At 75.8% G+C, this 14,142-nt stretch carries 11 protein-coding genes; 4 read left to right on the top strand and 7 right to left on the bottom strand.

Going from position 1 to position 14,142, the window contains the following annotated elements; all coding sequences use genetic code 11:
• Positions 1 to 15: 15 nt before the first annotated feature.
• From RB614_RS32825 to RB614_RS32810, 4 genes are read right to left on the bottom strand one after another with little or no spacing between them, the layout of a single operon-like run.
• On the bottom strand, positions 16 to 462 hold the full coding sequence (locus RB614_RS32825; protein WP_308716571.1) for a universal stress protein: 447 nt from the start codon (positions 460 to 462) through the stop codon (positions 16 to 18).
• A 21-nt stretch (positions 463 to 483) separates the two neighbouring features.
• Entirely contained in the window at positions 484 to 1,584 is a 1,101-nt protein-coding gene (locus tag RB614_RS32820; RefSeq protein ID WP_308716626.1) for a zinc-binding alcohol dehydrogenase family protein, read from the bottom strand.
• A gap of 24 nt (positions 1,585 to 1,608) precedes the next feature.
• Positions 1,609 to 1,776, bottom strand: a complete 168-nt coding sequence (locus RB614_RS32815) for a hypothetical protein (RefSeq protein ID WP_308716570.1) — start codon at positions 1,774 to 1,776, stop codon at positions 1,609 to 1,611.
• A gap of 2 nt (positions 1,777 to 1,778) precedes the next feature.
• Entirely contained in the window at positions 1,779 to 3,080 is a 1,302-nt protein-coding gene (locus tag RB614_RS32810) for an NAD(P)/FAD-dependent oxidoreductase (protein WP_308716569.1), read from the bottom strand.
• A 286-nt stretch (positions 3,081 to 3,366) separates the two neighbouring features.
• Here RB614_RS32810 and RB614_RS32805 point away from each other — a divergent pair, with 286 nt between their 5' ends.
• Positions 3,367 to 4,176, top strand: coding sequence for an alpha/beta hydrolase fold domain-containing protein (locus tag RB614_RS32805; RefSeq protein WP_308716568.1), 810 nt, complete (start codon positions 3,367 to 3,369; stop codon positions 4,174 to 4,176).
• Between the two features lie 5 nt (positions 4,177 to 4,181).
• On the opposite strand, the gene RB614_RS32800 is transcribed toward RB614_RS32805, so the two are convergent.
• Complete coding sequence (locus RB614_RS32800) at positions 4,182 to 8,804, bottom strand: hypothetical protein (protein WP_308716567.1); 4,623 nt, start codon at positions 8,802 to 8,804, stop codon at positions 4,182 to 4,184.
• A gap of 297 nt (positions 8,805 to 9,101) precedes the next feature.
• On the opposite strand from RB614_RS32800, the gene RB614_RS32795 reads away from it, so the two are divergent.
• Positions 9,102 to 9,944, top strand: a complete 843-nt coding sequence (locus RB614_RS32795) for a hypothetical protein (protein ID WP_308716566.1) — start codon at positions 9,102 to 9,104, stop codon at positions 9,942 to 9,944.
• Here RB614_RS32795 and RB614_RS32790 read toward each other — a convergent pair.
• Both RB614_RS32790 and RB614_RS32785 read right to left on the bottom strand, forming a co-directional pair.
• Positions 9,941 to 11,578 carry a tetratricopeptide repeat protein gene (locus tag RB614_RS32790; RefSeq protein WP_308716565.1) on the bottom strand — a complete coding sequence of 546 codons (1,638 nt, stop codon included), beginning with the start codon at positions 11,576 to 11,578 and terminating at the stop codon, positions 9,941 to 9,943. The two genes, RB614_RS32795 and RB614_RS32790, sit on opposite strands and share 4 nt — an antisense overlap.
• On the bottom strand, positions 11,565 to 12,491 hold the full coding sequence (locus tag RB614_RS32785) for an S-4TM family putative pore-forming effector (RefSeq protein WP_308716564.1): 927 nt from the start codon (positions 12,489 to 12,491) through the stop codon (positions 11,565 to 11,567). The genes RB614_RS32790 and RB614_RS32785 overlap by 14 nt, the downstream gene beginning before the upstream one ends.
• A gap of 114 nt (positions 12,492 to 12,605) precedes the next feature.
• Here RB614_RS32785 and RB614_RS32780 point away from each other — a divergent pair, with 114 nt between their 5' ends.
• Together RB614_RS32780 and RB614_RS32775 are read left to right on the top strand one after the other, a co-directional pair.
• Positions 12,606 to 12,836, top strand: a complete 231-nt coding sequence (locus tag RB614_RS32780) for a hypothetical protein (protein ID WP_308716563.1) — start codon at positions 12,606 to 12,608, stop codon at positions 12,834 to 12,836.
• A gap of 63 nt (positions 12,837 to 12,899) precedes the next feature.
• Positions 12,900 to 14,141 (top strand): glutamate-cysteine ligase family protein, encoded by a 1,242-nt coding sequence (locus tag RB614_RS32775; RefSeq protein WP_428983154.1) that lies wholly within the window; start codon positions 12,900 to 12,902, stop codon positions 14,139 to 14,141.
• Position 14,142: the final 1 nt, after the last annotated feature.

Raw genomic sequence — 14,142 nt, 5'->3', positions numbered from 1 at the left:
TGCACGTCTCGGTAGCTAGGGCACGACGGTGACCGGCCACTTGCCGGTCTTCACGAGGCGGATGGCGAGGGAGCCGGCGAAGCGGTGGCCGGCGCGCATCGAGGCGCCGACGATCACGCCGTCGGCGTTGACCTCGTCGGCGACCCGGACGATCTCCGTGTACGGGTCGCCGTGCACCTCGTGGAACGTGGCCTTGATGCCGGTCAGCGCCGTGCCCTCGGCCACCTGGTGGCGCAGGTCCTCGGCGATCTCGTGCTCGGCCTGCCGGACCACCGCCGCCGCGCCCGGGGCCAGGCCGACGAACGCGCCGGGGCGGGAGACGTACACGACCACGAGGCGGGAGCGCTGGCGGCGGGCCAGGCCGGCGGCGTACGCGCCGGCGCGCATCGACGTGGTGGAGCCGTCGACACCCACGACGAGCACCTTGGGACCGTCGGTCCCGAGCTCGAACTCGTGCGCCACGCGCCTAAGTATGGGGGTCGATCACGGGACCAGCACGGCGGCCCCGTTCACCCGGTCTCCGGCCAGGTCGGCCAGGGCGGTGTCGGCGGCCTGGAGCGGGTACGGCGCGGTGGTGACGCGCAGCCGGTGCCCGGCGGCGAAGGCCAGGAAGTCACGCCCGTCCGCGCGGGTGTTGGCGGTGACGCTGCGCAGCTGCCGCTCCTGGAAGAGGTGCCGCTCGTAGTCGAGCGAGGGGATGTCGGTCAGGTGGATGCCGGCGACCGCGAGGGTGCCGCCGCGGTCGAGGGCGGCGAGCGCGACCGGCACGAGGTCGCCGACCGGGGCGAAGAGGATCGCGGCGTCGAGCGGCTCGGGTGGGGCGTCGTACGCGCCGGCGACCGAGGCGACGCCCAGGTCGAGGGCGAGCTCGCGGGCGGCCGCCGCGCGGGTCAGCACGTGCACCCGGGCGCCCTGGGCGAGCGCGACCTGGGTGGCGAGGTGGGCCGAGGCGCCGAAGCCGTACACCCCGAGGCGGCCGCCGGGTGGCAGGTCGGCACGGCGCAGCGCCCGGAACCCGATGATGCCGGCGCAGAGCAGCGGGGCGACCTCGGCGTCGGAGTAGCGGTCGGGCAGCCGGTACACGTATGCGGCCGGCGCCACCGTGTACTCCGCGTACCCGCCGTCGGCGTCCCAGCCGGTGTAGCGGGACTCGGGGCAGAGGTTTTCCGCGCCGCGCAGGCAGTAGACGCAGCGGCCGCAGGTGTGGCGCAGCCAGGCCACGCCGACCCGCTCCCCCTCCCGGAAGCCCTCGACGCCCGTGCTGTGCTGGTTGGCGCTCGCTCCGCTCGCGCTCAGGCCCGGGGGTCGACTCGGTCCATCCTCGTCGCTGCGCTCCTCGGACCGGACCTCACCAACCCCTGGGCCCAGCGCCACCACTTCGCCGACGATCTCGTGGCCGGGCGTCACGTGCGGGCGGTGCACGGGCAGGTCGCCCTCGGCCACATGCAGATCCGTGCGGCAGACGGCGCACGCGCGTACCCGCAAAAGCAACTCCCCCACGCCCGGCTCCGGACGGGGCCGGACCACCGCGTGCAGCGGGGTCGTGGCCATCGGACCCGGCTGCCGCACCTCCCACGCCAGCATCTCGCTCACGCTGGCGATTCTTCCCTAGGCCGGCGCGGCGGCGGGCCGGCGACCCCGCAGTGGACCGCGAAGTCTTCGCCGATGCGGGGGAAGCGCGATGTTGACCACGGTGGCGTCGAGGAACGTGAGCCCCGAGCCGAGCACCGTCGCCAGCGGCACCCACCGTCCGGCGGCCTCCGCGTACCGCACCATGATCACATGGTACGGACTCCCGGGGTGGTCGTGTCGAGCGGAACCGCCGGGGCCCGGACCAGTCCAAGTTGGACGGTCTCGCGCTGGAGCACGGAGTTGAGCGCCCAGTCGGCGGCGGTGCGGACCCGGTTGCCGGGCATCGCGGCCAGGTGGTAGCCGGCGGTGACCGCCTTCGCCATCGGCCCGCCCAGCGGTACGCCGAGCGGGTCGGCCGCCGCCTGCACGCCGCCGAGGTCGACCACGAAGCCCAGGTCGTGGTGCTTGTACGGGCGCGGCTTGCCCCGGCCGTACGAGGCGGCGATGTTGTGCGCGGCCAGCCGGCCCTGGCGGCTGGCGTGCTGCGCGGTCATCGCGGTGATCTCGCCGGGCCGGGTGAGGTCGGGCACCGCGGCGGCGTCGCCGCAGGCCAGCACCTCGGGGCGGCCGGGCACGCCGAGGAACTCGTCGACGACCAGCCGCCCCTTGTTGGTGGGCAGGCCGAGGTCGGCGACGAGCGGGTCGGGGCGTACGCCGACGCACCACATCAGCGTGCGGGTGGGCACGAAGCCGCCGTCGGAGAGGTGCACCCCCTCGTACGTCGCCTCCTTCACCGAGGTGCCCGTGCGCACGTCGATGTCGCGCTCGCGCAGCACCCGGTCGGCGGTACGGGACAGCCGCTGGTCGAGCTCGGGCAGCACCCGGTCGGCCAGGTCGAGCAGCAGCCAGCGCACCGCGTCGTCGGCGAGGCGCGGGTGGCGGGCGACCAGGTCGCGGGTGAAGAGCGCGCCGTGCGCGGCGACCTCGGTGCCGGTGTACCCGGCGCCCACCACCACGAACGTCAGCCGCGCCGCCCGCTCCTCCCGGTCGTCGGTGGCGTCGGCGAGCTCGACCTGGCGGGTGATGTGGTCGCGCAGGTACAGGGCCTCGAAGATGCCGCGGAACCCGTGCGCGTGCTCGGCGACACCCGGGATCGGCAGCAGCTTGTTGACGCTGCCCGCGGCGAGGACCAGCCGGTCGTACCGGAGCTCGCCCTTGCCCCCCTCCGGGTCCGTGAAGTCGACCCGCCGCCCGTCGAGGTCGACGCCGGTCGCCGTGCCCAGCACCAGGCGCACGTCGCCGCCGATCGTGCCCGGTATCGACACCGCGATCCGGCGCGGCTCCAGGCCGGAGGCGGCGACCTCGGGCAGCAGCGGCAGGTAGAGGAAGTAGTCGGTCGGGTTGAGCAGCAGGATGTCCGCCCTACCCCGGGCCAGCCGGGCCAGCTTGCGCGCGCAGTGGTAGCCGGCGAACCCGGCCCCGACGATGACGATCCGCGGACGAGCCATTGATCAACCTCTCGTTTTCGCGTACTGGGCTCTCGTTTTCGCGTACTGGGTTTGACGGTGGCGCGCTCGGGTTACCACGAGAGTGGCGCCACAGGCCGGGCCCGGGCGGCGTTTGCGTCCCCCGTCCCGGCTTCCTCCCCGGGGCGCCAGGCGGGGCCCGGTCGGCAGGGGACGCGTGAGCGAAGCCCGGGCTCCGCTCTCCCCGTGCAGCGCCGTGCGTGGCTCCTCCTCATCCCGCGTCTGCTACCCGAGCGGTCCGCGAGCAAACCTCGCTACGCTGCCGGTTGTGACCGAGCGCGCCGACCTGACGTTCGCGGAGGTCCTCGGCTTCCGCCCCCTCCGCCTGGACCTGTACGTCCCCGCCGGCGACGGGCCGTGGCCGCTGGTCGTCTGGGTGCACGGCGGCGCGTGGCGCACGGGTGACCGCCGCACCCTGCCGGAGACCATCGCCCCGCTCGACTTCTTCGGCCGCGTGCGGCGGCGCGGGTACGCGGTGGCCAGCGTCGACTACCGCCTCTCCGGCGAGGCCCGGTTTCCCGCGCCGCTGCACGACGTGAAGGCCGCCGTCCGCTGGCTCCGCGCGCACGCCACCGACCTGGGGCTGGACCCGGACCGGTTCGCGCTGTGGGGCGAGTCGGCCGGCGGGCACCTGGCCGCGCTGGCCGCCCTGACCGCGGACGCCACGCTCTCCGGCGACGTCGGCCTCACCGCCGGGTCCAGCGCGGTGCGGGCCGTCGTCGACTGGTACGGGGTCGCCGACCTGACCGCGATGGGCGCCGGGCACCCGGACAGCCCGGTCGCGCAGCTGCTGGGCGGCCTGCTCCCGGAGGTACGGGCCCTGGCCACGCTGGCCAGCCCCACCGAGTACGCCGACGCGGACGCCCCGCCGTTCCTGTGCGTGCACGGCACCGAGGACCAGGTCGTCCCGTACGCCCAGAGCGAGCACCTGGCCGCGGTCCTGCACGCGTACGGCGCGAGGTGCGACCTGCACCCGGTGCCCGGCGCCGGCCACGTCTTCCACGGCGCCAAGGACGTGGCCGCCCTGATCGAGACGTCCCTCGACTTCCTCGACGAGGTGCTCAAGCCCGCGCGCTGACCTGGTCAGCTCTCCGGCCGTTCGCCCGGCTCCCCGTCCTCGGTCGCGGACGCGCCGACGCTGCCGAGGAGCCCGTTGACGCGGGCCGCCCGGCCGCGGATCCCCTGCGCCTCCACGTCCCGGCCGGCCCGCACCAGGTGCTGGGCGTGGTCGAGCAGCGCCTTGACCGCCTCCGCGCCGAACTCCGCGGGGCGCTGCTCGGCCAGGTCGGCCAGGATGTCGACGCCCAGCCGCCCCTCGCGCAGGCTCTCCGGCCGGTGCCTGCGGCCCCGGGAGCTCAGCTCGCCGGCCAGCCGGATCTGCGCCCTGGCCAGCCGGGGCAGGTATGGCTCGGGCGCGTCCTGGCTGAGCGTCCCGTAGATCTCGGTCGTCTCCCGGAGCACCGCGATCCGGTCCAGCGAGTCATCAGCCGGCAGCTCCAGCCGGTCGAGCAGGGCCTGCGCCAGCGCGGGCCGGTGGGCGGCGCGGTTGGCGGCCACCTCGCGGTGGTAGGTGACCGCCTCGTCGGCGTCCGCGGCGCTGGCGGCGACGTTGCCCACGGCGGCCTTGAGCCCGGCACGGTGCATGAGCACCCCGGCGAGCTCGCCGAGGTAGATGTCGGGCCGCTCGCGGGCCAGCTCCTCGAACCGGTTGGCCGCCGTGTTGGCCAGCAGCATCGGTCGGGCGCCCTCTTCGGACGTCCCGTGGTGCGGCAGCAGCCGGGCCAGCAGCGCCGCGGAGGCAGCCAGCTCGTGCCGCCCGGCCTTCGGGTCGCTTACCTCGCGGCTGAGGGCGAACGCCTCCTCGGCGGCGTCGCGCGCGGCTTCGGGGTCGGTCGCCTCGAGCCGCTCAGCCAGCCACCGCAGCCGCGCGGCCTGGTCGGCGGTGTGGACGTGCGGCACCGTCGCCACGAGTGTCCGGCCGACCTCGATGGCCTCGACCATGCGGTCGTACGCGTCCTCGCCGCGGTCCATCCGCCCGTACAGCTGGGCGGACCGGTCGAGGGCCGCGACCAGGGATGGGCGGAACCGTTCGGGCTGCTCCGCCGCCAGCTCGCGGTAGCAGGCCACGGCCTCGTCCGCGGCGCCGGCCGCCGCGAGCGGCGAGACCACGTCGGAGGGCATCCCGGCCTGGAGCATCGCCAGGTCGCCCAGTCCCGCGCGGTGCCGGGCCAGGCCCATCCGGACCAGCCGGCGGTGCGCGTCGCGGGCCCGCTCCACCGCCGCGGCCGCCTCGGCGAAACGGACCGCCTCCGCGTACCGCTCCGCGAGCGAGCCCAGCGCCTCGGCGGCCAGGACGAGGTCGGCCCGCCGGACGCCCAGGCCGGCGCAGACCTCGACGGCGCGCTCCGCGGCGGCGACGCTGTCGGCGGTGTCGCCCGTCGCCGCCCGCTGCCGGGCGAGCGTCAGGAGTGCCCGGACGAGGCCGGCGGGGTCCCGCTCGTCGAGGCCCCGCACGGCCTGCTCGGCCAGGCTGGCGCTCTCGTCCAGCAGCCGCTCGCCGCCGGGCCGGCCGGTCGCCGCTCCGAGCACGATGGCCAGGTTGTTGCGGATCGCGGCGAGCTGCGCCGGGTCTGGGCTGTCGAGTGCGGCGGCCGCCTGCAGGGCCTGCCGGGCGAGCGGCTCGCTCTCCCGCGCGATCCCCTGCCGGCCGCGGAGCACCGCGGCGTTGCTCAGCGCGCCGGCGAGCGCCGCCCGGTGCTCCTCCTGGCCACGCTCGACCAGCCGGCGGTACCCGTTGGCGGCCTCGACCGCGGCGTCGGCCGCGTAGTCGGTCTGGTCCATTTCGTCGTACCGCCGGGCGAGCGTGTGCAGGGCGGCGCAGAGACCGGCCGAGACCATGTGCTCCGCGGCGGCGGTGCGGTGCCGCTCGACGCTCTCGTGCGCGGCGGACAGGGCGTCGTCGGCGCGTTCCGCCACGGCGTACAGGTCGGAGAGCCGGCGCAGCGCCTCCGCGTGGTCGGTCGACCGCTCGTCCCGGGCCTGCTCGCCGAGGCGCCGGTGGACACGAACGGCGCGCTCCGCGGCCTGGACCGCCTCGTCGGTGCGTCCAGCCGCGGCGAGCCGCCCGGCCAGCACCTCCAGCGCCACCGCGAGGGTCGGCTGGTACGTCTGCGGATCGGTAGCGGCCAGCCTCTCGTACGCCACCACGGCCTCGGCCATGGCACCCGCGGCCGGGCCGGTCCGCCCGCACGCGGCGAGCGCGTCGGACAGTCCACACAGGACGACGCCGAGCCCGTCGCCCGGTGTCGCTCGCCCCTCGGCGGCGGCCCGGCGGTGGGCGCGCACCGCCTCGTCGTACGCCTCGGCCGCGGCCTCCGGCTCGCCGCCATCGAGCCGCATCGCTCCCAGGAACTCCAGGTCGGCTGCGAGCCAGGTCGCGACCTCGCGGTCGGCGGACTCGGCCTCCCGGCACAGCTCGACCGCCTCCCGTGCCGCTTCGGCCGCCGGGCCGTCCTGGTCCAGCGCCAGGTGGCGGATGGCGAGCGTGCGCAGGGCTGTGCGCAGCCCCCGCAGTACGCCCGGAGCGGGGGCGACCTCGCGCTGCTCGCGATGCCGGTCGACGGCCTCGCGGGCGGTCGCCAGCGCGTCGCCGGCCCGGCCGGCCTCGGCCAGCGCGCGGGACAGCGCGAGCAACTCCGTCGCGAGCAGCGACCGCGCCTGCCGCTGGCCGCCCTCGACGGAGCGCCGGTACCCGGCGACCAGTTGCTCGCGCAGCGGCACCTCCACCTCGGCGAGCGCGCCCGCCGGGGTCGGCAGGGCGTCGGCGAGCGCCACGCGCGCCTCGGCCGCCAGGTCGGCACGGCCGAGCTCGCGGAGGACGGCGACCAGCGGGTCCGGTGCCGCGGTGGCCCGGATCGCCCGGATCGCGGCGGCGCCCCATCCGACCGGGTCGCCGAGGACGAGGACGCGGAGCAGTTCGGCGGGCGGCTCGCCGTACGGGGCGGCTTCGGCGAGCCGGGCGAGCGCGAACGGGGTGTGCGGGGTGTCGAGCCGGCGGACGGCGGCGACGAGCCCGGCGTCGGCGCAGGCCGCCACCAGCCGGCGGCCGCGGAGCCGGGCGGGCAGCGGCGTGCCCCAGTACCGCTGGTCCGGCTCGGCGGGTGGGCAGGTGGTCCGGACCCAGTCGGCCAGCTCGGCCACGCCCGACGCCCCGGGCAGCCCGGCGAGGATCTTCGTCGCCTCGGCCTCGTCGGCGGGCCGGATGAGCGCGGCGAGGTCGATCGCCGGTAGCGCCAGCGACCGGACCCGCTCTCCGTGCCGCGCGGACGCGCTGGTCCAGCGGTCGACGGCGTCGGCCAGGACGACCTCCTCGGCCGCGGCGAGGTTCGCCGGCGGGTCGTCGGCGAGCAGGGTCGCCAGCACGGCCACGGCGGCGGTCTCCGGAGAGCCGCCCGCGGCCCAGGCCGGCAGCCGGCCCGCGCCGGGCCCGCTGAGTCGCCGCTCGACGTCGGCCGGCTCGACGAGCCCTTCGAGACCGGCGGCCAGAGCGAGGCTCCAGCGGCGGGCGGCCGCCGGCGCCAAGCCGGCTCCGGATGGGAACCCCGGCACCACCAGCGGTGCCTCGGCGAAGGCCAGCGCGCCCGGGCTCCCCGGGCGCTCCCGCCACGCCACCCAGCCGGCGGCGTCGCCGGGCGCGGTCACGAGCAGCCGGACCGGATGCCGCGGCGGCTGGCTGGACAGATGGGCGGCGACGGCCCCGGCGGTGTCGAGGCCCCCCGCCCCGTCGAAGGCGAGCAGCACCGGTCGGTCCGCGGCGGCGAGGTGTCGCAGCCACGAGTCGGCCAGCGTGGTCGCGGCGACGTCGCCGACCAGCCAGCCGCGCGCGTGGAGGCGGGCCGCGGCCTCCCGGGCGAGCCGGGTCTTGCCGTGCCCGGGAGCCCCGGCGACGAGCAGCCCAGCCAGCGCGGGCCCGCCGTCGCACCAGGCCAGCAGCTGGTCGAGGACGTCCGCGTACCCGGTGAACGGGGTGACCGCCCGGCGCGGGTCGAGCAGGTCGGCGGCGACGCGCGGGGCGGTGAGCGGCGTCCAGGGTGCGAGGAGGCCGGCGAGCTCGACCGGCTCCAGGTGCACGGGACGGCCGAGCCGCTCCTCGATGGGCTGGCGCAGCGCGCGGACGTCGACCAGCGCCGCGACCGGTACGGCGGTCCACTGGTCGCCCGCCTCCCGGATGGCGACGCCGGTCAGCAGGTCGCCGGCGAACACCGGGGCGCCCGACGGCTCACCGCCGGTGGTCGCCGGCAGGGGTGCGTGCCGCAGGTCCCAGCGCGCCGGGCGGCGCCAGGAAAGCGGGCTGATCTCGACCGGATGCTCGGCCTCGCCGTCGAGAATCGCGGCCGCGGTCCAGTGCAGGCTCCCCGTGAAGGCGCCCCAGCGCGGCGGCACGTAGTCCCGGGACGGCGCCCAGGCCGGATCGTCGATCTCGAAGAGGGCGGCCTCCACGCCCCTGACGTCGTCGCGGTGCTGGGTCAGGAGGCGGCAACCGTACGTGTCCGACCCGCACGCGACGCGGTAGCCCTCCCCGTCGGGCGCCGGGACGGCCCGGGTGAGGACGAGATCGGCGGCGACCAGGCAGCCGCGGGCGACCGGCACCAGCCCGTCGGGCCCTGGCGCGACGATCCGCGGAGCTGACGTGGCGTTTGGCCGCACCGGCCTTTCCACCTCCATCCCGAGGCATCCGGACGACGGTTCCGTGGATTTTGGGGCGAACGAATAATATCGAGCGCCGAACCGCCATCCATCCCCCGCCGATCGCCCTTTCCGGCGCCTTTGTGCATTTCAGATTGTTGATCCTTTCAATCTCTCACCCGTTCGGATGAAGGAATCCGTCTATGCCGTCCGGTTACCGTCTTTTCCGTGCCACCTTCGCCTTCGGAAAGATCAGTTTGGGCCGGCGCGATAACCGTTTCCGTCCCCACGACCACGCTGCCGCCGGCCCGTTTGGCGGTGACCCGTGGCCGGCGCCCGGCGTTCGCCGTGTCGGGCCACGACCTCGGATCGCCGACCGAGCAGGTCCGCCGCCTCGAGGCGCTGGTCAACACGGGATCCGTGCGGGTCCGCACCGCGGCGGAGTCGAAGAACTCGGTGATCCCGTCGGTGATCGAGCTGATCGACTCGAGCTCGCTGGACACCGCGTCCCTGGAGAGCATCTTCCGCGCGTTCACCCGCAACCGGCAGCTGCTGCCCCGCCTGGCCGATCTGGAAGCCACCGGCCACCTCACCCACCTGCTCCAGCAGATGCGGCGCTACCAGGGCCTCAAGGAGCTCAAGCTGGCCGTCGCCGATCCGGACGCGGCGGTGGCGGCGCTGTGCCGGCTGCTGCGACGGGAGTGGTGGGTGTTCGGCGGCCACCTGGAGCCGTGGATCAGTGACGAGGTCATCCCGGGGCTCACCGACGACCTCATCGCGATGGTGCGGTACGACAGCGCGATCCACGTCGTGATCGTGGGGCCGCCCGCAGTGCCCGACCTGGTGACCGCGGTCGAGGGTGGCGGCTTCGCGCTCTCCCCGCTGGTCGCGGCGGCGGCCGACCGGGCGCGTGGGCTGGTCCGCTTCCTGGAGGAGCGGCGCCGGCCGCTGAGCGACCAGCTCCAGCTCGAGTGTGGGCGCGCCTTCGTCACGATCCTGCTCGGACACCCCGACCACGTGCCCGGGGTCGAGCCGCAGGCCGTCCGCGAGGAGATCCGGGTGCTCAACACGTTCGCGACCGGGATCACCGTGATCACGTACGAGGAGCTGGTCAACGTGGCCGAGCAGACACTCAGCGGCGCCGGGGAGCCGCCGCCCTAGCCGCCGTACCGCTGGTGGGCGGCGTCGTCCAGCAGCGGCGGCCACCGGGCACACCGGGCGCTGGCCAGGGTGTCCGGATGGCAGGGCCCGAGCACGCGGTCGCGCAGCGCCGCCACCTCGCGGTAGGTCCGCAGCGCGGTGGCCGCGTCGCCGTCCAGGTGCGTCCAGCGGGCGAGCTCGTGCCGCAGCCGGAGCGTGCCGGGGTCGTCGCCGCCGAGGATCTGGGTGGCGTCCTCGACCAGGTCACGCAGGCGGGTGCAGACCTCGCCGGGCGCCGCCCCCGCCTTCCCCGCGCCGGCGAGCTCGGCGTACGCCGCGTCGAGGTGGGCGCGGGCCGCGACCGGGTCGGTGAAGGCGGCACGCCAGGCCCGGGCCACCGCGCGGTCGACGGCCGGGCGGGCGGGGCGCCGGGACGCGACGAGTGCGCCGCCGCCGCTCGGCGTGGGGTCGTGAAAGGGGTTGGGTGTCGGTGGTGCCCGGTCCGGCACCGGTACGCCCAGCTCGGCGAAGACGCCACGGGCGAGGCGGGCGGCGAGGCGGAAGAACCACCAGCGCACCTGCGGCCCGAGATCGGAGAAGCTGGTAAAGAGGACCGCGACCCCGATGAGCGAGAGGCGGAGCTGAAACCGCAGCTCCTCGCTCCAGCCGCGCCGCCCGCCCGCGACCGTCTCCCGGACCGCCGCGACGACCCCGTCCACCACGTCGCCGAGGTATCCGTCCCGTCGCCCGCCGGATGGCGCAACGAGGTGGTCGAGGAGCGCCTGCCGCTGCGCGGGAGCGAGCCGGTGCAGGCCGCGGGCGATCGCGGAGAGCATGAGGAACACCGGGTCGGTGGTGACCGGTCGGGCCGGCGAGTATCCGCCGAGGTCGATCAGCTGGAAGCCGTCGGGGCGGAGCGGCCCGCCCGGGGCCAGCGGCAGCAGGACGTTGAGGAAGTGCAGGTCGCCGTGGCAGCGCCCGACGAGGACGTCCACCGGCCGGCCGTCCAGCGGCGACCCGCGCCGCGCGAGCAGCAGCGGGTTGGGGCACACGGCCCCGTCGTCGCGCAGCGTCACCCAGGGCGTCTCCGGCTCCAGCAGGCCGGCCTCGCGTGCCCATGCCCGGATCGAACCGCCGGCGGCGAGCCCGTACCCCATCTGGTCGCGCAGCACGTCGCCGATCGAGGTGCTGTCGATGGCCGGCTCGGGGTTCCACGTCCGCAGGAGGCGGCCGGCGACCAGCGCGCACGCGCCCGCGACCGCACCGGACGGCAGCTCGGCCATCGAGCGGCAGCCGGTGACGTCGTCCGCCGCGAGCTTCTGGAACGTGAGCACACCGCCGGACGCCATCGGCCAAGCCGGCATCGCGGCGAGCACCAGGTGCGGGCGGAAGTCGGGCGGGCAGTCCGTCTCGGCCGCCGCGTAACCCGCCGGCTCCGCCGAGCCGCCCGGCGTCACCTTCAGGATCACCTTCTCCGCGCCACGATCGCCTTCCAGCGCCACGGTCACGAGGACGGCGCCGGTGTACCCGTCGGTGGCCCGCCAGGGCAGGGCCGGGACGCGCGGGTGCCAGCCTCGCCGGCGCCCGCACGCCAGCAGCTCGCGGGCGATCTCCGGGCTCCGCAGGTACGCGGTGAGCGGGTCATCCTCCGGCATCGGGGCCTCCCCCGGCCGCCCGGCCCCGCACCACCGCCGCCAGCTCCGCGGTCACCGACCGGAAGTCCGCCCGGTCGGCCTTGGCGAAGCGGGTGAAGAACCAGTTCGGCACCCGGATGTCCCGCGTCCGGGTCTGGAGGATCGCGTCCTGGACCCGGCGGGCCATCTCCAGCAGACCCGCCTCCCGCCCCGGCGCGCTCGCCCGGACCTCCGCCCAGACGAGGTCGAGCACCCTCTCCCGCCCGGCCGCCACGTCGCGCTGGGCGCGGAACGCCTCCCAGGCCACGAGCGCGACGCCGAGCGACGGGACGTACCACCACAGGACCGTCTCGGTCACCGTCAGGCCGGCGAACGCGCCGACCACCACTCCCGCGGCCGACCAGCCGAAGACACCCGCGAGCAGCGTGCGGGCGTACCGGCGGCGGATCCGGGCGCCCCACGCCAGGTTGAGCATCTGGCAGGCGATGACGTCGTACGGGCGGGGCAGGGTCGGCACGTCGTAGTAGTCGCGCAGTGCCGAGCCGCCGCCGCGGTACCGCTTCGCCAGCCAGTTGACCTCCGCGGCGCCGATCGGGTCGCCGGCCGCGACCGTGTTCCACGGCAGCTCGAACAGGCGCACGTCGAACATCTCCTGGATCGTCGCGGCCCGCTGGACCTCGCGGCGGGTCCACGCGGTGATGCCGGCGCCGCAGGCGACCGCCCACAAGCCGCCGACGACGGAGACCGGGACGGCGAGTACGTCGACGAATGTCGCGACCAGCCCGGAGAGCGCCACCAGAATCGACACCGAAAGATACGAAGCGTCGAATCGCCGGGCCCGCCGGTGGGCCGCCGACATCGCCTTCAGCAAATGCGCCATCTCCCGCGTGTTCTGGCGGTGGGAAAGCGGTGCCGGCGCGACCGTGCTCTCCATGAGCGCACACTGTCGTCCATCGCCGCCCGCATGTCCAGACTTGCCTTTGTACTTGACAGAACGACCTGCCGGAGAAATGCTCCCTCCCATATCGCGATCAATCCAGGGGCGCCGGTGTTTTCGTGGCTGTACGTCGAGGGCCGGAGAAGTCTCGGCCTGGTCCTCGTGGTGCTCGTGATCCTTTTCGTCACGGCTTCCCTCACCGTCCGCGCCCTGCGCGGGCGACCCGAGGCGGCACCGGGATCCTGCCCGCGGTGCGGCGGCTCGGGGCGGGTCCGCGGTGACGACGGCGGCGACTGGCCCTGCCTCGAGCCCACCCATCGCGGGCGGCACGGCATCCGCTGAGCCGGCTCCCGCGGCGACCTCGGGGAACGTTCCAACGCGGAGCGGATGTCATACGGCCGGGGTATGGTCGCGACCGTGCCACATTTCGAATCGGTAACGGCGAGCTCACGGGGGAGTGTGGTCACAGACCGGTCCGGCGCTGAAGGGTACGTCGGGCGGGTCTGTTTCAAGACCGGGCCACCCAGCCGTGTCGGCATCGAGCTCGAATGGACCGTTCACCACACCGAAGATCCGTCCCGTCCCCTCGACCCGGCCGCGCTCGCCGCGGCCCTCGGTGACCACGCGCCGCCCACCCTGCGGGCGCGGAGCCCGCACCTGGCGTTGCCGCGCGGCGGCACCGTCACCGTCGAGCCGGGTGGCCAGGTGGAGATCTCCACCCCGCCCGAGTCCTCCCTTTCCCGACTGCACGCCGGCACGGCGGCCGACATCGACTACCTCGCGGCCCGCCTGGCCGGCGCCGGCCTGTGCCTCGGCGACCGCGGGTGCGACCCGCACCGGCCGGCGCGGCGGGTGCTGCACACCCCGCGCTACCAGGCCATGGAGCGCGCCTTCGACCGCATCGGGCCGCACGGCCGGGCCTGGATGTCCGGGTCCGCCGGGCTCCAGGTCTGCCTCGACGCGGGTACCCCAGACCGGGTCGCCGCCCGCTGGACCGCGCTGCACCGGCTCGGCCCGGTGCTGGTGGCCCTGTTCGCCAACTCGCCCCGCCAGGCCGGGCGGGACACCGGGTGGGCGTCGAGCCGGGTGCGCACCTGGTTCGCGACCGACCCGAGCCGCACCCATCCCCCGCCGCCCGGTGACGGGGAGGCGGGCTCGTGGCCCGGGCGCATCCTCGACACCCCGCTGCTCTTCGTCCGGGAGGGCGCCGAGGTGCGCGACCCGCCGGGGCCGGTGACGTTCGCCGGCTGGATCGCCGGCGAACCGGGCGGGCCGGTCCGGCCGCCCACCTACGACGATCTCGACTACCACCTCTCCACGCTCTTCACGCCGGTCCGGGCCCGGGGCTACCTCGAGGTCCGGTACCTGGACGCCCAGCCGTCCGGCGACTGGTTCACCCCGGTCGCCGTACTCGCTGCGCTTTTCGCTCGTGAGGAGACGGTGGACGAGGTGTCCGCGCGGGCGCTGCCCGCCGCGGACCGATGGGTGGCGGCGGCGCGCGACGGGCTCGCGGACCCGGTGGTCGGCGCGGTCGCGCCGCGGGTCGTGGAGCTGGCCCGGCGGGCGCTCGCCGACACCGACCTCACCGCCGCGCAGGCCGGCGCGGTGGACGACCGGCTCCAGGAAGCAGCGAAGTGGAGGCTCTGAA

The sequence above is a fragment of the Phytohabitans maris genome (genome assembly GCF_031085175.1).
GTDB lineage: Bacteria > Actinomycetota > Actinomycetes > Mycobacteriales > Micromonosporaceae > Phytohabitans > Phytohabitans maris.
The sequence above is the reverse complement of the archived record's forward strand: the minus strand, read 5'-3'. Positions and strand labels throughout refer to the sequence as shown.

Excerpts from the sequence above, each read along its gene's own strand:
- RB614_RS32820 (WP_308716626.1), bottom strand. The coding sequence starts at position 1,584 with ATGCTGGCGTGGGAGGTGCGGCAGCCGGGTCCGATGGCCACGACCCCG.
- RB614_RS32815 (WP_308716570.1), bottom strand. The coding sequence starts at position 1,776 with ATGGTGCGGTACGCGGAGGCCGCCGGACGGTGGGTGCCGCTGGCGACG.
- RB614_RS32810 (WP_308716569.1), bottom strand. The coding sequence starts at position 3,080 with ATGGCTCGTCCGCGGATCGTCATCGTCGGGGCCGGGTTCGCCGGCTAC.
- RB614_RS32790 (WP_308716565.1), bottom strand. The coding sequence starts at position 11,578 with ATGCCGGAGGATGACCCGCTCACCGCGTACCTGCGGAGCCCGGAGATC.
- RB614_RS32785 (WP_308716564.1), bottom strand. The coding sequence starts at position 12,491 with ATGGAGAGCACGGTCGCGCCGGCACCGCTTTCCCACCGCCAGAACACG.
- RB614_RS32775 (WP_428983154.1), top strand. The coding sequence starts at position 12,900 with ATGGTCGCGACCGTGCCACATTTCGAATCGGTAACGGCGAGCTCACGG.